Genomic DNA, 19,392 nt, shown 5'->3' with positions numbered 1-19,392 from the left:
ATCGATCGCCGTGCCGGCGACGGCTTGCGCTGCTAAACTCTGGCGATCAATCATTATCTGGAATTCCAAGCTCTGCCCAAAGTGCGCGCGGGGCGGGAACCGGTAAATCCCAGGTCACTTCGATCGGTTTCTCCCCTTTCCAGTCGACAAACTTCGGCTGTCCGCAATAGATGAACGGATTGACCTTGCCGCTCACGATATTCCCGCGGCGAATGAACAGATGCACATCGTGCCCTTCGGTCCCGCTGATAATCCGACCGTGTTTGCCTTCTTGCCGCGTCTGATTCTGGCTAAACCACTTAAGCCGCGACGCCCTGAGGAATTCGTTCGGGTATTGAAGCTCCTGTGTCGAGACATTGGCCAGAAGGATCATGATCTTCTTTTCCGGCAGTGCCTTCATCCCGGTCCGCCAGACATTCTGTTTGTATTCCTCACCAAAGAACGCCGCAATGTCAGGCACATAGTAGCGCTGCCAAAGCTCCAGGGCCTGTGGCTTGCCGACAAAGGTCGAGGATGCTTCGGCTGCCTCGCGCACGATGGGTGTTTCCGCCAAGCGCCATTCGACCAACTCGCGCACCAGCGATTCCAGCTCGCCCGATGCGTCAGGGCGCGCCAGGCGCAAGCCCGCACCGCTTTGGGCCAGGTGTGGGTTGAACGCGAGCTCTTCGCCGCCTTCGCTTGGTTGTCGCCCCGCTGCGATGTCGCGCAGGCCGGTCAAAGCGGCGCGAGACAGACCGCGCGGGCGCTCCATCTCGCGTAGCAGCCGGCCATGAGTGGCAAAGGGCCGCTCGGGCACTGCATCCCCCATATCGCGGACGAAGTCGAACCAGCCGCCATGGCCCGATGTGCGGGGATCGAAGCCGTTGCGGAAGACTTCGACGGCCGTGGGCCGGATGCCGTTCCGGTCCCGGAAATCGACGTAGAAGGCTTCGAGTTCCGCCGCACCCTCCTTCGGGCGAAGGAGATTGCGCAGGATGTCGACGACCTGCAGATCATAAGTGATCTCGCAGCCTTTCGGCATTTGGAACTCACCGGCCTGAAGCGCTTCCAGCTTGGTCGAGATCGAGCGATCCCCTGCCCCTGCCTGCAACAGGGTGGCAACCTTCGTCAGAAAGCTGCGATGGTTGCCGATATAGTCGATTACATGAGGCACCTTGCCTTCGACACGGCGCAGGCCGCGGCCAAGCTGCTGCAGCCAGATTATCGCGCTCTCGGTAGGGCGCAGCATCAGCACGGTCCCGATCTCGGGCACGTCGACGCCTTCGTTGAACATGTCGACCGCGAACAGGATATCGATCTCGCCCCTAGCTAGCGCAGCCAGGGAGCTTGCTCGCGGCGCGGAACTTGGCCCTGAGTGGACGGCCACAGCCCTCAGCCCGGCGGCGCGGAAATAATCCGCCATGTAGTCGGCATGGCGCATCGAGCAGCAGAATCCAATCGCGGGGCCGTTTGCGCGCTGGTGATACTGTTCCAGGGCATTCAGCGCCCGCGCCTCGGTCGCCAATGCGGCATCCAGTGCAGTTGGATCGAACTGCCCCGACCGCCAGGGGATCTGCGCATAGTCGACATCGTCGGGCACACCGAAATAATGAAACGGTGACAGATGCCCCGCATCGATCCCGCGAAACAGGTCGCATTGGTAAACAAGGTTTTCGCCGCATAGCCCCAGCAGGTCAGCCCCATCCGTCCGGTCGGGCGTGGCGGTCAGACCCAGCAGGAACCGAGGCGTGAAATGGGAGATCAGCTTCTGGTAGGTGCTGGCGGCGGCGTGGTGGAATTCATCAACAACAATATAGTCGAAATGGTCGCGGTCGAATTGGCGCAGATGACCGATACGGCCCAACGTCTGGACCGAGGCGAAGAGGATTTCCGCATCGGCCTCTTTCTCGGTACCTGTGTATCGGCCCAACTTGGCCTCTGGTCTTACCTTACGAAAGGCCGCCATCGCCTGCGTCAGGATCTCATCGCGATGGGCCACGAAAAGGATGCGGCCCGCCTTGGCGCGGATCGTGTCGAAGGCGGCCAACCAGGTTTTGCCCAGGCCCGTCGCCAGCACGACCAAACCGGCGCGGTGGCCGTTCGATCGGCTCAGCGATAGGGCCTCCAGCGCCTCTAGCTGAATGGAATGCGGTTCTGGCGGTGGCCCCTCTTCGGCCACCACGCGGGCGGTGAACTCGGGCATCGGCCGCGTTCTGCGGCGTTTGGCATAAGCATCGATCCAGGCGGCGGTCAGGGGTTTTACCTCTGGGCGTGCCACCAGTTCTTCGAAAGCTGCGGCGACACTGTCAGCTGCATCTTCGGAATGTAGGTTCCACTCTACGCCCTCGGTCAGCGCCGACTGCGAAAGGTTCGAGCTGCCGACAATCGCCGCCCCCCGTGCATCCGCGGCGCGGAACAACCAGGCTTTGGGGTGGAAACTGAGACCGCCTGTTTCGAACACGAACAGTTCGGCCCCGTCTAGGTCCAAGAGGCGAGCCAAGGCCGTGGGATCGGTCGTATCGAGGTAATCGCCGACTACTATTCTCAGCCGACCACCCCGCGCCAGCAACTCGCGGAACCAGGGCTCGAGCAGTGCCACACCGCTGTCCATGGCAAAGGCAATGGCGAGATCGACTGACTGCGCCGTGTCCAGTCGTTCGGCGAGCAAGGGCAAAAGCGGGTCGCGCCCCCCGGTTGTAAGACGCGATCCGGAAGCTTCCCTAAGATGGAAATGGTCATAGGCTGACGAAGCGACAAAGCCCGGGGTTCCGCGCCCGAGCGCTGCGCCTACCTCGGCCAGCATCGCCATCTGTTCCGGTCCGTTCAGTTCATCCCATTTTGCCACATGACGCGGCGCCGGGATCAACCCGGCCTCTCGGCGCAAACAGATCGGGCAAGACAGGCGCGGGTCAGACACAGAAATCCTTGGGATACAAAGCTACAAAAGCATTGGACGGCATTGAACAGCACTGTCCAGGCACTTGGTTCGGTTGAAGAAATCGGTTGGCGCATCCGGATCAGTTGGAGATGCGGGCGAAGCGCCCTCGAAAATGCCGCTCCACCCCAACTGCCAGGGCGAAGGCCGGGGCGCCCAACACCAGCGCAGCCGCAGACACCGCCGCCACGACCACCATCGCCCCTGCATCAGCCCCCGGCACCATCACCACCGTCCAGCTCGCGAGATAGGCCACCCCGCACATCCCTACCGCCCGGATCACCGGATGCGTGTAGCGCGCCAGATCGCGCTGCATGCGCTCCACCGTCGCCAGCTGGTGCCGTTGCCAGGCAACGCTTTTCTCGATTTCCATGATCACTCTCTCAACAATTCGATCCAGGTGTGAACGTCGTCCATCGGGATTTCCTTCCCCTCTAGGAACGACCGGTACCAGCGCGCCACTATCGCCCCGCGTTTCTCGCTTTTCAGGCGGATGCCGGTCGCGCTGAGATGACGGTCCAGCGCCGTCTCGAACCCTTCCAGCGCCGCCAGGTCATGGCCCGGGCGCACCGCTTCGACCCCCAGCAGGATCCAGTTCAGGTCCACGCCGAACTTGCGGTGCATATCGACCAGCGCCTCCACCGGCATCGAGCGCTTTCCGGTCTCATAACTTTGATAGGCGCGCTGCGACATGCCAAGCTCCGCGGCCATCCGGGCCTGTGAAAGGCCAAGCTCGTTGCGCGCGATCGCCATGCGCGCGCCGAGGCCGCCGAGGTAGGTATCCGGACGATTCACCATTATTGCCATCAATCAGCTTGCCATGACGCATGAATGCATATAAGCGCACGTTTGTGCGTTAACGCCAGCGTTCCACCATCGAACCACGGCCAAGCACCGCATTCAATGCGTTTTCGTCCATTTGCAGGAAAGGAGAGGGGTTTGTCACAGGAAAAGCTGCTGTCACCCAAGGAACTTGGGACCCTTGTGGGGCTCAGCACGGCGCAGATTCGTGCCTTGATGAACGACGGGCGGCTCGAATTCGTCGAGATCACGCCCAAGACCCGCCTGCTGACCATGACCGGCTGGGAGCGGTTCCAGAAGCGCGCCACGAAGCTGCGCGGGGACGAGAGGGAGAGGGATGGTTCGGTGTCGAGTGTGAATTGATCAGGGGGAGAGCCGATGGGCACGACCAATCTCAACATCAGCGTGATCGACAAGCGCATGCTGAAACAGTCCGAAGCCGCCAGTTACACGGGCCTCGCCATCAAGCATTTCAAGGCAAGCTGCCCCGTGCGGCCGGTCGAGTTGGCGCGCGGCACGCTTCTGTGGGACCGGCGCGACATCGACCGCTGGATCGACACGATGAAGGCCGACCATGTCGAGATGACGCGCGACGACATCTTGGACCGGCTGTGATGACCCATGTGCGCGTCAAGGGGTTCAAGATATTCAAGGATCGCCACGGCCGGATGCGCTGCTACCACCGCGCGACGGGCCACAAGATCGATCTGACCGAGGCACCGCTGGGGTCGGCCGAATTCCTCGCCCAATGCGAGACGATCCGCGCCATCGCCGTGGCGCAGAAGGAAAAGGGCCCTCGGGCGGGCACGCTTGGCGGGCTCATCAAGGGGTATTTCGAGACCGGGCATTTCGCCAACCTGGCCGAAGCCACGCGCCGCGATTACCGCAAATGCGCGGATTTCCTCGCCCCTATCCGCGACACGCCGGTCCATGTGATCGACACGCCGCTGATCGCAGGCATCCATGACAAGGCCGCGAAAAAGATCGGCTGGCGTCGCGCCAACATGGTGCGCACCTTACTGAGCGAGGTGTTCCGCCATGCCATCCCGCAGGGCCTGATCGCGGCGAACTATGCCAAGGACGTGATCCCCAAGCGCCGCCCGCGCGACCGCGCCTATGCCAACCGGCCCTGGACGATTGAGGAGCGCGACGTCGTCCTGTCCCGCGCCAAACCGCATGTGCGGGTGGCGCTGGCGTTGATGATGAATACCGGGCTCGACCCGTCGGACGCGCTGAAGCTGCGCAAGGACCAGATCGACGGTGACACGATCTGGGGCGTGCGCGGCAAGACGGGGGAGGAGGTGGCGATTCCCGTCAGCCCGACCTTGCAGGCCGCCCTCGACAGCATCCCCGCGCATGAGGCGGCTACCGTGCTGGCCAGTTCACAGGGCGCGGCGTGGACCTACAACGGCTTTTCGACCGTCTGGCACCGCTTCAAGACTGCACTGGAGGAGGAAGAACTGATTGCGCCGGGCCTGACGCTGAAGGGCCTACGCCATACCGTTGCGACAACGCTGCGCGAGGCGGGACTGGATGAGCGGCGCATCGCGGACCTCTTGGGGCAGAAAACACCCTCCATGGCGCGGCATTATTCGCGGTCGGCGAACCTTGCCGACAAGAACCGCGAGACGATGGCGACGCTGGAAAAAGAGAACGCGCGGCGGGCGAAGATTGTCAAACCTTCCGCCGAAAAGCGTCAAACACGACCCTGACAAGGACCAGACATGACCACAAAACCCAACCATTTCAGCTTGTTAAGTGGTGCCCGGGGGCGGAATCGAACCACCGACACGAGGATTTTCAATCCACTGCTCTACCCCTGAGCTACCCAGGCACCGGGTGGAGGGGCCGCTGGCCTCTCCGGGGTGGCGGGGTTCTAGGCGAGACCGGCGGGCGTGTCCAGCGGGTTTTGGGGCGGAATGAGGCCCCGCGCCATAGCCGCGTCCCGCCTGGCTCGGGCCCGGCTCGGGGGCCGCCGGCGCAGGGCCTTGAGCGGCCGCGAAGTGGGCCCGGGCGGGGCGTGACTGACACCCCCGCGGCAGGCGTCAGGCGGCCGTTGCCTTCGCCGGAAAGAGCCCCTATGACGCCGGTCTCAGTGTTTTGTAACCAGCCGAGCTTACCGGCCCTATGACCAGTTCCCGGAAGTTTTACCGGCGCCCCGATGCGCGGCCGGACGAGATCCTCGACGCCGCGCTCGCGCTCTTCCTGGAGGACGGGATCCAGCGCACCCGCGTGGCGGATATCGCGGCCCGCGCAGGTATCTCCAAGGGCGCGATCTACCTCTATTTCCCCTCGAAGGATGCGCTCGTCCTCGCGCTCGTGCGCCGCAGGGTGACGCCCGTCGTGCAGCGCATCGTCGATCTCCTCGATACGGCAACGGGCGATCCGCGGCCGACGCTCGGCGCCGTCCTGCAGATCATCATCGACGGCTTCCTCGGGGAGGAAAACCAGGGCGTGCCGAAGATCCTCCTGCGCGAGGCGCCGATCTCGCCCGAGGTGGTGACGATCTATCGCAGGGAGATGGTCGAGCGCGTGATGCCGCTGCTGACGGCGCTCGTCGCGCGCGGCGTGGCGGAGGGCCATATCCGGCCCGTCGATCCGGTGCTCACGATCCAGAGCGTCTTCGGGCCGGTCTTCCTGCAGATGAGCCTTGGCAATATCCTCGGGATCGGCCCGCCGGAGGGCGGGCTGCAGGCGCTGGCTGACAATCACATGATGATCCTCACCGCCGGGCTCGCGCCCGAGCGCTGAGAGGCTGCGGTCGCCGCCGGCCCGGGGCCGGCGGCTGCGCCTTGCCTAGCTCGCCAGCACGTTGCGGAAGGCCCAGGGCTCCGCCGGGTCGATATCCTCGGGGAAGTGCTCCCAGCGGTTCTGGATCGGCGTCCAGTCCGTGTAATGCGCCTCCACCGGGCCGAGATAGGGGCGCTGCACCTCGAGGCAGCGGGCATGATCCATCTCGTCGGTCTCGACGATGCCGGCGGCGGGGTTCTCCAGCGCCCAGACCATGCCGGCGAGCACGGCGGAGGTGACCTGCAGCCCGGTGGCGTTCTGGTCGGGCGCGAGCTGCCGCGCCTCGGCGTTGGACAGGCGCGAGCCGTACCAGAGCGCGTTCTTCTCATGCCCGAAGAGAAGGACGCCGAGCTCGTCCACCCCCTCGACGATCTCGCCCGGGCTCAGGATCTCGTGGATGCCCTGCGTGACGCCGGAGCCGAACATCTCGTGCAGGCTGAGGACGGCATCGTCGCAGGGGTGGTAGGCGTAGTGGCAGGTCGGGCGGAACTCCGGGGCCGCCGGATCGCCGACGGTGTAGTAATCCGAGATCGAGACCGCCTCGTTATGCGTCACGAGGAAGCCGAACTGCGGCCCCGGCGTCGGGCACCAGCTGTGGACGCGGGTGATCGCGCCCGGCCGCTCCAGCCAGATCGCCGCCTGGCAGCCCTTGTCGTAGCCATGGGCATTGTCGGGCATCCAGGGCTCATGCGTGCCCCAGCCGAGCTCGGCCGGCTGGAAGCCCTCGGCGATGAAGCCCTCGACCGACCAGGTGTTGACGAAGGTGCCGCGCGGCCGGGGCGTGGCCCGCGCCTGCGTGTCGCGCTCGGCGATATGGACGCCCTTGACCCCGAGGCTCTGCATGAGCTTCGCCCAGCCGGCGCGGTCCGTCGGCGCCGCCACGGGGGTGCCGGTGTCGGAGGCGAGCTGCAAAAGCGCCTCCTTCACGAACCAGCTCACCATGCCGGGATTGGCGCCGCAGCAGCTCACCGCCGTCGGGCCGCCGGGGTTGGCGACCTTCTCGTCCCGCACCTTCTGGCGGAGCGCGTAATTGGTGCGGGCGGCATTGTCGGGCGTCTCGAAATAGAAGCCGGCCCAGGGCTCGACCACCGTGTCGATATAGAGCGCCCCGAGCTCGCGGCAGAGCCGGAGGATATCGAGCGAGGAGGTATCGACCGAGAGGTTCACGCAGAAGCCGCCGTCCTTCAGAAGCTCCGTCAGCACCTCGCGGTAATTCTCGCGCGTGATCGCGACGCCGAGATGCGGGATGCCCCGCTCGGCCAGCAGCGCCTGCCCCTCGGCGGAGGGCTCGATGACCATCATCTGCTCGCGGGCCACATCGAAATGCCGCTCGATCAGCGGCAGCGTGCCGCGGCCGATGGAGCCGTAGCCGATCATCACCAGCCTGCCGTCGATCCGGCCGTAATTGGGGTGCTGTGCCATGTCGCCCTCCTGCGCCTGTGTCGGGCGCGGGATAGGGGAGCGGGGCCATGGGGTCAAATCGCCGGGCTGGCGGCCCGGCGCGGGGGCGGGCATGGTGCGCGGACGGGGGGATAATGAGCGATCTCGATGACATGCTGGCGCTCGATCTGGCGCGGCTCCGCGCGCCGGACGGCGGGCCGCTCGACCCGGCTGCCCATCGGGCGGCGCTCGAGGGCTCGTGGGAGCGCTCGGTGCGGGTGCTGATCCGGCGGGAGGGGGCGCTCAGGGCTTATGGCTCTTTCTGGATGGCGGCGCCGGGGGAGGCCTTCGTCGGCGGGCTGATGTTGGCCGAGGGGGCGGGCGGGCTCGCGCGCGAGCTCGGCCGGCGGCTGCTGGCCGCCCTGCAGGAGGCGGGGGCCGAGCGGGTCGTGAGCCATGTGCGGAAGGGCAATGCGGAGTCCCTGCGGCTCCACCGGCGCCTGGGCTTCATCGTGGAACGGGAGAGCGCAGTCGCGGTGGCCTTCGCGCTGCCGATGGGCGCTCTGGCGGCGCGGCTCGGATGACGCTGGTCGACCGCCTCCGCGCCCTGCCCCGCCCTCTGCGCATCGCCGTCGACGGGCGGAGCGGCGTCGGCAAGTCGACCTTCGCGGGGCTCCTCGCCGCCGATCTCGGCGCGCGGCTGGTGGAGGGCGACGCCTTCTACGCGGGCGGCACGGAGCAGCGGGCCGACCCGCCCGAAGCGCTCGCCGCCGCCTGCATCGACTGGCGCCGACAGCAGGCGGTGCTGGAGGCGCTGAGCGCCGGCCGAGCCGCCAGCTTCCGCCCCTTCGACTGGGCGGCCTTCGACGGCTCGTCGGGGCCGGAGGTGCTGCTGCCGCCGGCGGAGGTCATCCTCCTCGAGGGCGTCTATTCCGCCCGCCCGGAGCTGGCGGACCTCATCGACGTGGCGATCCTCCTGACGTCGCCGGAGGAGCTGCGGATGGCGCGGCTCCTGGCGCGCGAGGGCGAGATCAGCCCCTGGGAGCGGCAATGGCACCGGGCGGAAGACTGGTACTTCGCGCATCAGGCGCCGCCGGAGCGCTTCGACGTGGTGGTCGAGGTGGGGGACGGGGCGGACCGGCTTGGGGTGGGTTTGTAGCCCACGGTCCACGGCCGAAGCCCGGCGGACACCGGCTCCTGCGCTACCGCGGGCGTAGGGTGGGTTTTCAACCCACCTTCCCCCACAACCAGGCCTCCCGGTTGCCGCGCAGGGCGAGCGACGGCTCGTGGGGTGGCGCTCCGACGGTTCTGCGGCGCGCTTTATGGTGCAACCCCGCCCTCGCTCAGATCGACCGCCCAGCCCCACCAGAGCGCCAGCCCGCGGGACGGGCCGGCGCTCGCCCTGCGCCGTTCCGGCGCGCACCGGGCGGGGATGCCGCATCACCGTCGCGCCGATGGTGGGTTACAAACCCACCCTACGGCGGGCGGCGATGCCGGCGCCCAGCGCCCCTCACCCCAGATACCGCCGGATCAGCAGCCCCGCGACCTCCGCGACGCTCGCGCGGGCCTCGGCCGGGTCGCTGCGGGCGATGTCGAGGAGGGCGATCATCGCCTCCGATCCTGTCGCCATGGTCAGGCCGCGGACGAGCGCCGCCGCCTCCTCCGGGCTCAGGCCGGCGCGTCCCGGTCCGAGGGCGCGTTCGAACATCTCCACCCGGCGGGCGCCACGGGTCGGGCCGCCCTCGCCCGCCGCCCAGGCGTCGAGCCAGCGGGCGAGGAAATGGCGGAAGGCGGGCTCGTTGGCGAGCGCCAGGTCGAACATGTAGAGCGCCACGGCGAGGAGCCTCGCCTGCGGCGTTTCCGCCCCCGCCACGACCTCCTCGTAGGGCGCGACGGCAACCGCGAGCCCCGCCTCCGCCGCCAGAACGGAGGGGTCGGAGAAATAGCGGTAGGCCGTCGCGCGCGACACGCCCGCCGCCTCCGCCGCCGCATGGACGGTGACCGCCTGCCCCTCCGCCACCAGCTCCCGCGCCGCGGCGAGGATCGCCTCCCGCGTCCGGCTCTTCTGCGCCTGCCGTGCCATCTGCTCCCACCCGATTACGAGACACTTGTCTCATTACGAGACATATGTATCGTGTGACACAGAGACATTTTCGAATCAAGGATTGCAGCCATGGCGACACCCGACCGGCCGCGGCGCTTCGAGGCGCTCGGCATCCTCATCACTTTCCATGCCTTTCCCGACGAGGTGATGGGCAAATATTGCCTGATCGAGGCCGTGGTGCCCCCCGGCCTCGGCGCCCCGCCCAACCACCATGCCGGCGAGACAGAGAGCTTCTTCGTCATCGAGGGCGAGGTGGATTTCATGGTGGACGGCACGCCGCAGGGCGTCACGGCCGGCGGCAGCGTCATCATCCCCGACGGGGCGGTGCATGCCTTCGCGGCGGCGGGGGACTCCCCGGCGCGGGTGATGATCCTCAACGCCCCGGGCAAGATGCACGAGCGCTTCTTCACCGAACTCGGCACCAAGGTGACCGACGACCGCACCATTCCCGCCCCGCTCGCCGGCCCGCCGGACGGGGCCGAGATCGGCCGGGTGGCGGCCGACGTGGGCATGACGATCCTGGCACCGGCCGACGCCTGAGAGCCCCGGGGGGGCCCGAAACGCAAACGGGCCGCGCGATCCCTCGCGCGGCCCGTCTGTTTCCGGACTGGCCGGATATTCTGGCCGGATCAGTTCTTGGCGTAGAATTCGACAACGAGGTTCGGCTCCATCACCACCGCATAGGGCACATCGCCCAGCGAGGGGGTGCGCACGAAGGTCGCCGTCATCTTGCTGTGGTCGGCCTCGATGTAATCGGGGACATCGCGCTCGGCGAGGCTGACGGCCTCGAGCACGGCGGCCATCTGCTTGGACTTCTCGCGGACCTCGATCACGTCCCCTTCCTTCACGCGGTAGGAGGGGATGTTCACGCGCTGGCCGTTCACGAGCACATGGCCGTGGTTCACGAACTGGCGGGCGGCGAAGACGGTCGGCACGAACTTGGCGCGGTAGACCACCGCGTCGAGCCGGCGCTCGAGGAGGCCGACGAGGTTCTCGCCGGTGTCACCCTTCACGCGCTCGGCCTCGGCATAGATGCGGCGGAACTGCTTCTCGGTCAGGTCGCCGTAATAGCCCTTCAGCTTCTGCTTGGCGCGCAGCTGCGTGCCGAAGTCGCTGAGCTTCTGCTTGCGGCGCTGGCCGTGCTGGCCGGGGCCGTATTCGCGGCGGTTGACGGGGGATTTCGGGCGGCCCCAGATGTTCTCGCCCATTCGGCGGTCGATCTTGTACTTGGCAGAGGTGCGTTTGGTCACCGTCTGGTCTCCTTCGTTCAGGTTTCGAAGGGCGTTGTCCTCTCCCCGGATTTGGCCGGGTCGACAGGCTTCCCCTTGCGGGGGCCACCAACACCAAAGAATGCGGGCTTCTAGGAGGGGCGCGGCGGGGAGTCAAGTCGGGGGGCCGGCCCGTTCCGGGCCGGGTGGAGGCTCTGCCTCCACACCTCCGAGGTATTTTCGGCCAGATGAAAGGGGATCCCGGGAGGGAAGGCTAGCGGCGGCGCACCCGCGAGCGCTTCTCGGCCTTGGCGGCGGCCTTCTTCTTCGCGGCGCCCTGCTTGCGGCGGGGCGGCTTGCCGGGTCGGGCGGAGGGGCCGCGGGGGATGACCGCGTCGTCAATACTGACGAGCTCGCCGACGAGGCCGCCGGTGTCTGCCGCCGCCTCCGACAGCTTGACGACGGCGCGCTGGCCGAGGCGCATGACGCGGCCGGACTGGCTGCCCATCAGGCTCTGGCTGTCGCGGTCGTAGTGGAAGAACTCGCCGCCCAGGGTGCGGATCGGGATCAGCACATCCGCCCCCGCCTCGTCGAGCTTCACGAAGAGCCCGAACTTGGCGACGCCGGCGACGCGGCCGGGCAGCTCCGTCCCGACACGCTCGCTCATGTAGGCGGCGAGGTAGCGATCCACCGTGTCGCGCTCGGCGACCATCGAGCGGCGCTCGGTGTCGGAGATCTGCTCGCCGATCTTGTCCAGCCGGTCGATCTCGGGCTCGCTGAGCCCGTCCTTGCCCCAACCATGGGCGCGGATAAGGGCGCGGTGGACGACGAGATCGGCATAGCGCCGGATCGGCGAGGTGAAATGCGCGTAATTGCGCAGGGCCAGCCCGAAATGGCCGAAATTCTCCGGCCCGTAATAAGCCTGGGACATGGAGCGGAGCGTGCTCATGTTGATGAGCTCCGCCTCGTCCTTGCCCGCCGCCTGGGCGAGGAGCTGGTTGAGGTGCCGCGTCTGCAGCACCTGCCCCTTGGCGAGCGTCAGGCCGGAGGCCTCGGCCGTCTCGCGCAGCGCCTCCAGCTTCTCGGGATCGGGCTCTTCATGGACGCGGAAGAGGAGCGGGGTCTTGCGGGCCTTCAGCTCCTCCGCCGCGCAGACATTGGCGAGGACCATGAAATCCTCGATGAGCTTGTGCGCCTCCAGCCGCTCCTTGAAATCGACGGAGGTCACCTGTCCCGCCTCGTCCAGCACGATCTGCCGCTCGGGCAGGTCGAGCTCCAGCGGCTGCCGGCGGGCACGGGCTTTGAGGAGCGCCGCATAGGCGGCGTAGAGCGGGCGGATCACCTCGTCCATGAGCCCGGCGGCGCGCTCGGTGGGCGCCCCGTCCATCGCCGCCTGCACCTCCTCGTAAGGAAAGCTGGCGCGCGACTTCATCAGGCCGCGGGTGAAGCGGTGGGCGAGCTTGGAGCCGTCCTCGCGGATGCGGATCTCCACCGCGATCACCGCGCGGGGCACGCCCTCGTGCAGCGAGCAGAGATCGCCGGAGAGGCGGTCGGGCAGCATCGGCACGACGCGGTCGGGGAAATAGGTGGAATTGCCGCGCTTCAGCGCCTCGCGGTCGAGCTCGGAGCCCGGCGTGACGTAATGGGCGACATCGGCGATGGCGACCCAGAGCACATGGCCGCCCGGGTTGTCCGCCGCGTCATCGGGGCGGGCCAGCACCGCGTCGTCGCGGTCGCGGGCATCCGCCGGGTCGATGGTGACGAGCGGCAGGCCCTGCAGATCCTCGCGGCCGGAGAGGCCGGCGGGTTTGGCGGCATCCGCCTCCGCCAGCACCTCGGGCGGGAATTCATGGGGGATGCCATGCTGGTGGATGGCGATCAGCGACACGGCGCGGGGCGCCCCCGGGGCGCCGAGCCGCTGGGTCACCCGCGCCTTCGGCAGGCCGAGCCGCCCCTTGGGGCCGGATTGCTCGGCCTCCACCAGCTCGCCGTCCTTCGCGCCATGCTCATGGCCGGGCGAGACGACCCATTGCCGGTCGCCCTTCTTGTCGATCGGCATGATCCGGCCGCCCTCGGAGGCCTTGCGGTAGATGCCGAGGATGGTCGTGGGCGCATGGCCGATGCGCCGGATCATGCGGGCGGTGTAATCCTGCTCCTCCCCCGGGGTCGGGGTGAGGCGGGCGAGGATGCGGTCGCCCTGCCCCAGCGCCGGATCGCCCTCGCGCGGCAGGATGCGGACGGAGGGCTCGGCGCCCTCGCCCTGCCATTCCACGGGCCGGGCGGTCAGGTCGCCGTCGGGGTCGGGGGCATTGACGAGGAGGATGGAGACCGGCGGGAGCGTCTCGGGGTCGCGGTAGGCCCTTCTCTTCTTCTCGACATGGCCCTCGTCCTCCAGCTCGCGGAGGAGCCGCTTGAGGTCGATCCGCTCGGCGCCCTTGATGCCGAAGGCCTTGGCGATGTCGCGCTTGTGGGCCTTCTCCGGATGGTCGGAGAGGAAGGCGAGGATCTCTTGCTTTGAGGGGAGGCGGGCCATGCGGGTGGAGGTAGCATGGGGTGGGGGGGCGTGGCGAGGGGGGAGGGAAGCAAGTGCGCTCCCGTTTCTCGAAGCCTTGAGAATTAGTGCGGCTCTCCCCACCTTCTCAAGCAGCTAATTGCAACATGAGGAATGAGCGCGATGGGGCTGCAGGATGAGAAGGAGCGTCGGCGAGAAGAATTTGCATACAGGTCCACGGGCATGCTGCGTCCCATGGTTTTACCTTTTGATCGTAAAGTTGAGCCCCCGTATGTGCCGGAGCTTGAAATAATAGAAAAGCTCGAAAAAGCGGAGGAGCGGCTTCAAGAAATTGAAGAGGGCATCTTGCGCACGAGCCAAAGTCTTTCTGCCTTCGAGAAGGCATTTCGATTGGAGGCAGAACAAGCCGGCAGGGCAGCCAGAAGCACCCATCGGTTAAGCGTCATCGCCATTATTGTCGCCAGCGCCCTAGCGGCGGCCCAAGTTCTTGTAGGGCTGGTGCCCTTATTCTCTTAGACTGCGTGGTCTAAAGCAGGCGCGGGACCGTCAGCCCCGCGCCCCCATCTCACCCCCTCAGAACGGGCTGTCCGGGAAGTAGAAGTCGTCCGCGTTGTCCTGCGTCACGAGGACCGACCCGATGATGAACTGCCCCGAGACCGGCGTCGGCGAGGTCATGCCCACCGCCGTCAGCTCGATGGCCGTCGCGATCATCGACGGCGGGTAAGTCACGTCGGCGGGGACCATCGTGTCGCCCTCCGACACCCGCTGGATCATCTCCTTCATGCCGGCGCCGCCGAGCACGAACTGGATGTCGTCACGGCCCGCCGCCTCGATGGCGCCGAGAACGCCGACGGCCATGTCGTCGTCAGAGGCCCAGACCGCGTCGATCTCCGGATACTTCGACAGGAAGTCCTGCATGACCGTGAAGCTGTCGTCGCGGTTCCAGTTGCCGTGCTCCATGGCGAGCACGTTGATGCCCGAGCCCTCGATGGCGGCCTCGAAGCCCTCCACGCGCTCGTTGTCGATGGTCGTCGGAATGCCGCGAAGGACGACGATGTCGCCGCCGTCGGGCATCTTGTCGACCATGTACTCGCCCGAGACGCGGCCGAAGCCGGGGTTGTCGCCGGCGACGTAGAGATCCTCGATCCCCTCCTGCGAGAGGCCGCGGTCGACGACCGTCACCCAGACGCCCTGATCCGCCACGGCGGCCACGGGGCCGGTGAGCGGCTCGCTCTCGAAGGGCAGCACGACGAGGGCGGAGATGCCGCGCGTCGCCACCATGTCCTCGATGTCCGAGACCTGCTTGGCGGGGTCGGAGGCGGTGGCGAGCACGAAGTCGAGCTCGGGATAGACCTCCTCCAGCCGGTCGATGGCCTCCTGCGCATGGAAGTTCATGCCGCCCGCCCAGCCATGGGTCGCGGCCGGGATCGACACGCCGATCACCGTGGTGTCCTGCGCCAGCGCGGGGCCGGCCAGAAGCGCCAGGGCGGCGGCACTCAGTTTGAGATGTTTCATTTTATTCCTCCCTTGAGTTTCGGCAGGCCTAGGTTCCGGCCTTGCCTTCGCGCTGCAATATGACAGCGAGAACGATGATGACGCCCTGAATGGCGCCATTCAGATAGGGGCTGACGGCATCCGTCAGGTTGAGGATGTTGCCGATCAGGCCGAGGATCAGCACCCCGACGACCGATCCCCAGACCCGCCCGAAGCCGCCCTTGAGCATCGTGCCGCCGATGATGACGGCGGCGATGGCCTCCAGCTCCCACAGGACGCCGGTGGAGGCGGAGGCGGAGCCGAGGCGCGGCACATACATGACGGTCGCGACGCCGACGAGCAGCCCGAGGCCGACATAGGTCATGAGCCGGATCCGCCCGACGTTGACCGACGAGTAGCGGGCCACGGTGTCGTTGCTGCCGATGGCGGCGCAATAGCGGCCGAAGGCGGTGCGGCGCATGATGACCTCGCCGAGGATCGCCACCAGCGCGAAGGTGATGATCGGCCACGAGATGCCGAAGAGCCCGCCGTAATAGAGCGGCTGCAGCGTGGTGCGCAGCCCGAAATCGAGGCTGAGCGTGCCGCCATCGGCGAGCCAGGTGACGAGGCTGCGGTAGATGCCCATCGTGCCCAGCGTCACGATGAAGGCCTCGATGCGCATCGTCGTTATGAGAAAGCCGTTGATCCAGCCCGCGGCGAGCCCCGCGACCAGCGCGGTGAGGATGCCGAGGAGCACAACCGTCAGCCCGCCGCCCAGCGCCGGCAGCGCGAGGTTCATGACGAGGATCATCAGCCCCGCGATGAAGGCGGCCATGGAGCCGACCGAGAGGTCGAGCCCGCCGGCGGTGATGACGAAGGTCATGCCGACCGCGATGATGCCGATGAAGGCCGAACGGGCGAGCACGTTCGTCACATTGGCGTAGCTGAGGAAGTTGGGGTTCATCAGCGCGCCGACGACGATGAGCACGACGAGGGCGATGATCGGCCCCAGCACATGCAGGTCGAGCCTCGGGCGGCGACCCTCTTGCCGCGGCTGGCTGTCGGTTGTGGTGCTCATGCGTGCTCCGTCTCTCCGTCCAGCCCCATGGCGAGGCGGACGATGGCGTCTTCTGTCTTGTCGCGGCCCGCGACCTCTCCGGCCAGGCGGCCGCGGCGCATGACGAGCACCCGGTCGGCGAGGCCGATGACCTCCGGCAATTCGGAGGAGATGACGATGATGCTCACCCCCTCGCCCGCGAGGCGGTGAATCACGTCGTAGATCTGCTGCTTGGTGCCGATGTCGATGCCGCGCGTCGGCTCGTCGATGATGACGATGCGGGGGGCGGCGAGCATGGTCTTGGCGACGAGCAGCTTCTGCTGGTTGCCGCCGGAGAGCGTGCCGAGCTTCGCCTCGCGCGAGGGGGCGCGGATGTCGAAATCCGCGATGGCGGAGGTCAGCGCCGCCTCCTCCTTCCTGCGGTCGAGGAAGGGATTGGCGAAATCGCCGAGCGATTGCAGAGTCAGGTTCTCCTTCAACCCCATGTTGAGGAGGAGGCCGCGGCCCTTGCGATCCTCGGTCAGGTAGACGAGCCCGTGGGCCTGCGCCTCCTTCGGGCTGCGGATGGTGACGGGCGTGCCGTCCAGCTCCACCTCGCCCGTGGCGCGGCGGAGCCCGACGAGCCCCTCTATCGCCTCGGTCCGCCCGGCGCCGATAAGGCCGGCGAGGCCCAGCACCTCGCCGCGGCGGAGCGTGAAGGAGATATCCCTCGCATGGCCGGGGACGGTCAGCCCCGTGACCTTCAGCGCCAGATCCTCGCCCAGCGCCGCGCGGCGGGTCGGGTAGAGATCCTTCATCTCGCGGCCGACCATGGCCTCTGCCATCTGGTCCTCGCTCATCTGGCTGGCGGCGGCGGAGGCGACCACGCGGCCGTCGCGCATCACGGTGATCCGGTCGGCGATATGCTTCACCTCGCCGAGCTTGTGCGAGGTGAAGAGGATGGCGACGCCCTCCGCCTTCAGGCGCTCGATCAGCTCGAAGAGCACCTCCGCCTCGCGGTTGGTCAGCACGGCCGTCGGCTCGTCCATGATCAGCACGCGGGCGTTGCGGCCGAGCGCCTTGGCGATCTCGACCATCTGCTTGTCGGGGGTGGAGATGTCCTTCACCCGCGCACCCGGCGAGACGCGGCAGTGAAGCCGCTCGAGCAGCTCCTCCGTCTTCGCCCGCATCTCCTTGCGCAGGAGGAACGGCCCGCGGCGGAGCTCGTGGCCGAGGAACACGTTCTCCTCGACGGTCAGCTCCTCGGCGAGGTTGAACTCCTGGTGGATGAGCACGATGCCCTGCGCCTCCGCCTCCTGGCTGGAGCCGAAGGCGACGGCGGCACCGTCCACCTGCACCTCGCCCGACGTGGGGCGCAGGTAGCCGGCCATGATCTTCATCGTCGTCGACTTGCCCGCGCCGTTCTCGCCGATCAGCGCATGGACCTCCCCCGGCCGCAGCGCCAGCGCCACGTCGAACAGCACCTGGACAGGCCCGAAGCTCCGCGAGACATCGGCCAGCGCGAGACGCACCTCATCGCTCATGCGTGATCCCCGGCCGCGCAGGCCGGTCCCGGGGCGAACCCCGCCAGACAGGTCATAAACTCCTCCCGCCGGCCCCACCTCCGTCGGGGGCGGCTCAAGCAGACTAACCGAGGGTCAGCCGTTCTCAAGGGGGTTTCTTCGGGAGGCGAAAATTTTCGCGCGCGGTTCGGGGGGCTCTTCGGCGGGCACATCCGCCGCCGCCCGCCCGCGCGGCCGGCCCCCTTCCCTCCCGGGAACAGCGCCGCCGCCTCTTGTAGCCTCAGAGGGGCCGCTCGGAGACCGTCTGCCTCTGCCCCTTTTCAAATACCCTTCGGGGGGTCCGGGGGGCAGACAGCCCCCCGGCCTCTCAGGCGGGCCGAAGCCTCAGAGCCGGTGCGCCCACTCCCCGCCACGCATCACCGGCACGCGCGAGCCGTCGGCCTTGATGCCGTCGATATCGACCTCGGAGGAGCCGATCATCCAGTCGACGTGGATCAGCGAGGAGTTCCCGCCCTTGGCCGCGATCTCTTCCTTCGAGAGCTTGGCGCCGTCGAGGAAGCAATCCGAATAGCACTGGCCCTGCGCGATGTGGCAGGAGGCGTTCTCGTCGAAGAGCGTGTTGTAATAGAGAAGGCCCGAGGCCGAGATCGGCGAGGAATGCGGCACCAGCGCCACCTCTCCCAGCCGGGAGGCGCCCTCGTCGGTCGCGATCAGCTCCTTGAAGACCGCCTCGCCGCGGGTCGCCTTCGCCTCGACGATCCGGCCGCCCTCGAAGCGCACCTCGATCCCCTCGATGATCGCGCCCATGTGGCTGAGCGGCTTGGTGGCGCGCACCCAGCCTTCGGCGCGGTTGCGGTCGGGGGTGGTGAACACCTCCTCCGTCGGGATGTTGGGGTTGCAGATGACGCCGTTCTTCGCCTCCGACGCGCCGCCCTTCCACTTGTGGTCCTCGGCGAGGCCGAGCGTGAAATCGGTGCCCGGCCCGGTGTAATGCAGCGCATCGAAGCGCTGTTCGTTCAGCCAGGTCCAGCGGGCCTTCAGCGCCCCGTTGTGCTTGGCCCACTCCGCCACCGGGTCGTTGTTCTCGATGCGGCTCGCGGCGAAGATCGCCTCCGCCAGCTTCGCCTGCGCCTCTTCGGCGGCAAGGTCGGGGAACATCCGGCGGGCCCAGTCGAGCCCGGGATAGGCGGCGATGTTCCAGTTGATGTCGAAGCCGGCGATCTTGGCCAGCGCCGGCTGATAGGCGGCCGAATTGGCCCGACCGGCGCGGGAGACCTTGCCCGGGTCCTCATCCGCCAGCAGCATCGGGTCGTCGGCGACGATGGCCATGCGGGCGGCGCCGGCCTCGAAGGCCTCGGCCATGCCCTTGTAGAGCCAGCCCGGCGCCTTGTCGAAGCTCTCGTCCTTCGCCTCGCGGTAGCGGGCGAGCGTGATTTCGGCATCGGAGAGGATCGGCGTCACCAGCCCGGCGCCGGCGCGATAGGCCTGCGCGACGACGCGGCGCAGGAACGGCAGCGCCGTGGTCGGCGCGGTGACCACGAGGTCCTGCCCCTCCTGAAGGCCGAGCCCCACCTTGACCGCCACTTCGGCGAGGCGGTCGAGCTTGGCGAGGTCGAAGGGCAGGTCGGCATCGTCCTGGATCATGGCGGAA

Annotated in this window: 19 protein-coding genes and 1 tRNA gene; 8 read left to right on the top strand and 12 right to left on the bottom strand. The window is 67.5% G+C overall.

The features are described from left to right. Positions 1-46: 46 nt before the first annotated feature. The 3 genes from ACAZ03_RS03225 to ACAZ03_RS03215 form a co-directional block, all read right to left on the bottom strand. Positions 47-2,896: a DUF3427 domain-containing protein gene (locus tag ACAZ03_RS03225; protein WP_373355918.1), complete on the bottom strand. Its 2,850-nt coding sequence runs from the start codon at positions 2,894-2,896 to the stop codon at positions 47-49. A 100-nt stretch (positions 2,897-2,996) separates the two neighbouring features. Further along, complete coding sequence (locus ACAZ03_RS03220) at positions 2,997-3,287, bottom strand: hypothetical protein (protein WP_373355917.1); 291 nt, start codon at positions 3,285-3,287, stop codon at positions 2,997-2,999. A 2-nt stretch (positions 3,288-3,289) separates the two neighbouring features. Further along, entirely contained in the window at positions 3,290-3,712 is a 423-nt protein-coding gene (locus tag ACAZ03_RS03215) for a helix-turn-helix domain-containing protein (RefSeq protein WP_373355916.1), read from the bottom strand. 141 nt (positions 3,713-3,853) lie between these two features. Here ACAZ03_RS03215 and ACAZ03_RS03210 point away from each other — a divergent pair, with 141 nt between their 5' ends. The 3 genes from ACAZ03_RS03210 to ACAZ03_RS03200 are packed head-to-tail and all read left to right on the top strand — an operon-like array spanning position 3,854 to position 5,427. After that, entirely contained in the window at positions 3,854-4,078 is a 225-nt protein-coding gene (locus ACAZ03_RS03210) for a hypothetical protein (RefSeq protein WP_373355915.1), read from the top strand. Positions 4,079-4,093: 15 nt separating this feature from the next. After that, the gene (locus ACAZ03_RS03205; protein ID WP_024811262.1) at positions 4,094-4,330 is read left to right on the top strand and encodes a hypothetical protein; all 237 of its coding nucleotides are present in this window, start codon (positions 4,094-4,096) and stop codon (positions 4,328-4,330) included. Continuing rightward, entirely contained in the window at positions 4,330-5,427 is a 1,098-nt protein-coding gene (locus tag ACAZ03_RS03200) for a tyrosine-type recombinase/integrase (protein ID WP_373355914.1), read from the top strand. The genes ACAZ03_RS03205 and ACAZ03_RS03200 overlap by 1 nt, the downstream gene beginning before the upstream one ends. 47 nt (positions 5,428-5,474) lie before the next feature. On the opposite strand, the gene ACAZ03_RS03195 is transcribed toward ACAZ03_RS03200, so the two are convergent. Continuing rightward, positions 5,475-5,549: transfer RNA gene (locus tag ACAZ03_RS03195), tRNA-Phe, on the bottom strand. A 293-nt stretch (positions 5,550-5,842) separates the two neighbouring features. Between ACAZ03_RS03195 and ACAZ03_RS03190 the strand changes: the two genes are divergently transcribed. Then, complete coding sequence (locus ACAZ03_RS03190) at positions 5,843-6,466, top strand: TetR/AcrR family transcriptional regulator (RefSeq protein WP_373355913.1); 624 nt, start codon at positions 5,843-5,845, stop codon at positions 6,464-6,466. Between the two features lie 45 nt (positions 6,467-6,511). Here the strand turns inward: ACAZ03_RS03190 and ACAZ03_RS03185 are convergent, their stop codons facing one another. Continuing rightward, entirely contained in the window at positions 6,512-7,927 is a 1,416-nt protein-coding gene (locus ACAZ03_RS03185) for a homospermidine synthase (protein ID WP_373355912.1), read from the bottom strand. A 113-nt stretch (positions 7,928-8,040) separates the two neighbouring features. Here ACAZ03_RS03185 and ACAZ03_RS03180 point away from each other — a divergent pair, with 113 nt between their 5' ends. Together ACAZ03_RS03180 and ACAZ03_RS03175 are read left to right on the top strand one after the other, a co-directional pair. After that, entirely contained in the window at positions 8,041-8,469 is a 429-nt protein-coding gene (locus ACAZ03_RS03180; protein WP_373355911.1) for an N-acetyltransferase family protein, read from the top strand. Then, positions 8,466-9,044 (top strand): uridine kinase, encoded by a 579-nt coding sequence (locus ACAZ03_RS03175; protein WP_373355910.1) that lies wholly within the window; start codon positions 8,466-8,468, stop codon positions 9,042-9,044. The genes ACAZ03_RS03180 and ACAZ03_RS03175 overlap by 4 nt, the downstream gene beginning before the upstream one ends. Before the next feature lie 351 nt (positions 9,045-9,395). Here ACAZ03_RS03175 and ACAZ03_RS03170 read toward each other — a convergent pair whose 3' ends face one another. Then, positions 9,396-9,968 carry a TetR/AcrR family transcriptional regulator gene (locus ACAZ03_RS03170; protein WP_373355909.1) on the bottom strand — a complete coding sequence of 191 codons (573 nt, stop codon included), beginning with the start codon at positions 9,966-9,968 and terminating at the stop codon, positions 9,396-9,398. A 90-nt stretch (positions 9,969-10,058) separates the two neighbouring features. Between ACAZ03_RS03170 and ACAZ03_RS03165 the strand changes: the two genes are divergently transcribed. Next, on the top strand, positions 10,059-10,529 hold the full coding sequence (locus tag ACAZ03_RS03165) for a cupin domain-containing protein (protein ID WP_373355908.1): 471 nt from the start codon (positions 10,059-10,061) through the stop codon (positions 10,527-10,529). An 89-nt stretch (positions 10,530-10,618) separates the two neighbouring features. On the opposite strand, the gene rpsD is transcribed toward ACAZ03_RS03165, so the two are convergent. Both rpsD and rnr read right to left on the bottom strand, forming a co-directional pair. Next, positions 10,619-11,239: a 30S ribosomal protein S4 gene (gene rpsD / locus ACAZ03_RS03160; RefSeq protein WP_373355907.1), complete on the bottom strand. Its 621-nt coding sequence runs from the start codon at positions 11,237-11,239 to the stop codon at positions 10,619-10,621. 232 nt (positions 11,240-11,471) lie between these two features. Next, the gene (rnr, locus tag ACAZ03_RS03155; protein WP_373355906.1) at positions 11,472-13,730 is read right to left on the bottom strand and encodes a ribonuclease R; all 2,259 of its coding nucleotides are present in this window, start codon (positions 13,728-13,730) and stop codon (positions 11,472-11,474) included. Between the two features lie 132 nt (positions 13,731-13,862). Here rnr and ACAZ03_RS03150 point away from each other — a divergent pair, with 132 nt between their 5' ends. Continuing rightward, a complete protein-coding gene (locus ACAZ03_RS03150) occupies positions 13,863-14,225 on the top strand; it encodes a hypothetical protein (RefSeq protein WP_373355905.1) in 363 nt (120 codons plus the stop codon). Positions 14,226-14,282: 57 nt separating this feature from the next. Here the strand turns inward: ACAZ03_RS03150 and ACAZ03_RS03145 are convergent, their stop codons facing one another. The 4 genes from ACAZ03_RS03145 to ACAZ03_RS03130 all read right to left on the bottom strand — a co-directional run bounded on the left by ACAZ03_RS03145 (position 14,283) and on the right by ACAZ03_RS03130 (position 19,385). After that, positions 14,283-15,224, bottom strand: coding sequence for an ABC transporter substrate-binding protein (locus ACAZ03_RS03145; RefSeq protein ID WP_373355904.1), 942 nt, complete (start codon positions 15,222-15,224; stop codon positions 14,283-14,285). 28 nt (positions 15,225-15,252) lie between these two features. Beyond that, complete coding sequence (locus ACAZ03_RS03140) at positions 15,253-16,260, bottom strand: ABC transporter permease (protein WP_373355903.1); 1,008 nt, start codon at positions 16,258-16,260, stop codon at positions 15,253-15,255. After that, a complete protein-coding gene (locus tag ACAZ03_RS03135; RefSeq protein WP_373355902.1) occupies positions 16,257-17,762 on the bottom strand; it encodes a sugar ABC transporter ATP-binding protein in 1,506 nt (501 codons plus the stop codon). The genes ACAZ03_RS03140 and ACAZ03_RS03135 overlap by 4 nt, the downstream gene beginning before the upstream one ends. Positions 17,763-18,125: 363 nt before the next feature. Then, on the bottom strand, positions 18,126-19,385 hold the full coding sequence (locus ACAZ03_RS03130; protein WP_373355901.1) for an aminopeptidase: 1,260 nt from the start codon (positions 19,383-19,385) through the stop codon (positions 18,126-18,128). Positions 19,386-19,392 lie beyond the last annotated feature (7 nt).

The sequence above is a fragment of the Pseudoroseicyclus sp. CXY001 genome (assembly GCF_041714655.1).
GTDB lineage: Bacteria > Pseudomonadota > Alphaproteobacteria > Rhodobacterales > Rhodobacteraceae > Pseudoroseicyclus_A.
The sequence above is the reverse complement of the archived record's forward strand: the minus strand, read 5'-3'. Positions and strand labels throughout refer to the sequence as shown.

Coding starts and splice junctions, on each gene's coding strand:
- ACAZ03_RS03220 (WP_373355917.1), bottom strand. CDS start 3,287: ATGGAAATCGAGAAAAGCGTTGCCTGGCAACGGCACCAGCTGGCGACG.
- ACAZ03_RS03215 (WP_373355916.1), bottom strand. CDS start 3,712: ATGGTGAATCGTCCGGATACCTACCTCGGCGGCCTCGGCGCGCGCATG.
- ACAZ03_RS03205 (WP_024811262.1), top strand. CDS start 4,094: ATGGGCACGACCAATCTCAACATCAGCGTGATCGACAAGCGCATGCTG.
- ACAZ03_RS03200 (WP_373355914.1), top strand. CDS start 4,330: ATGACCCATGTGCGCGTCAAGGGGTTCAAGATATTCAAGGATCGCCAC.
- ACAZ03_RS03190 (WP_373355913.1), top strand. CDS start 5,843: ATGACCAGTTCCCGGAAGTTTTACCGGCGCCCCGATGCGCGGCCGGAC.
- ACAZ03_RS03185 (WP_373355912.1), bottom strand. CDS start 7,927: ATGGCACAGCACCCCAATTACGGCCGGATCGACGGCAGGCTGGTGATG.
- ACAZ03_RS03180 (WP_373355911.1), top strand. CDS start 8,041: ATGAGCGATCTCGATGACATGCTGGCGCTCGATCTGGCGCGGCTCCGC.
- ACAZ03_RS03175 (WP_373355910.1), top strand. CDS start 8,466: ATGACGCTGGTCGACCGCCTCCGCGCCCTGCCCCGCCCTCTGCGCATC.
- ACAZ03_RS03170 (WP_373355909.1), bottom strand. CDS start 9,968: ATGGCACGGCAGGCGCAGAAGAGCCGGACGCGGGAGGCGATCCTCGCC.
- ACAZ03_RS03165 (WP_373355908.1), top strand. CDS start 10,059: ATGGCGACACCCGACCGGCCGCGGCGCTTCGAGGCGCTCGGCATCCTC.
- rnr (WP_373355906.1), bottom strand. CDS start 13,730: ATGGCCCGCCTCCCCTCAAAGCAAGAGATCCTCGCCTTCCTCTCCGAC.
- ACAZ03_RS03150 (WP_373355905.1), top strand. CDS start 13,863: ATGAGCGCGATGGGGCTGCAGGATGAGAAGGAGCGTCGGCGAGAAGAA.
- ACAZ03_RS03145 (WP_373355904.1), bottom strand. CDS start 15,224: ATGAAACATCTCAAACTGAGTGCCGCCGCCCTGGCGCTTCTGGCCGGC.
- ACAZ03_RS03140 (WP_373355903.1), bottom strand. CDS start 16,260: ATGAGCACCACAACCGACAGCCAGCCGCGGCAAGAGGGTCGCCGCCCG.
- ACAZ03_RS03135 (WP_373355902.1), bottom strand. CDS start 17,762: ATGAGCGATGAGGTGCGTCTCGCGCTGGCCGATGTCTCGCGGAGCTTC.
- ACAZ03_RS03130 (WP_373355901.1), bottom strand. CDS start 19,385: ATGATCCAGGACGATGCCGACCTGCCCTTCGACCTCGCCAAGCTCGAC.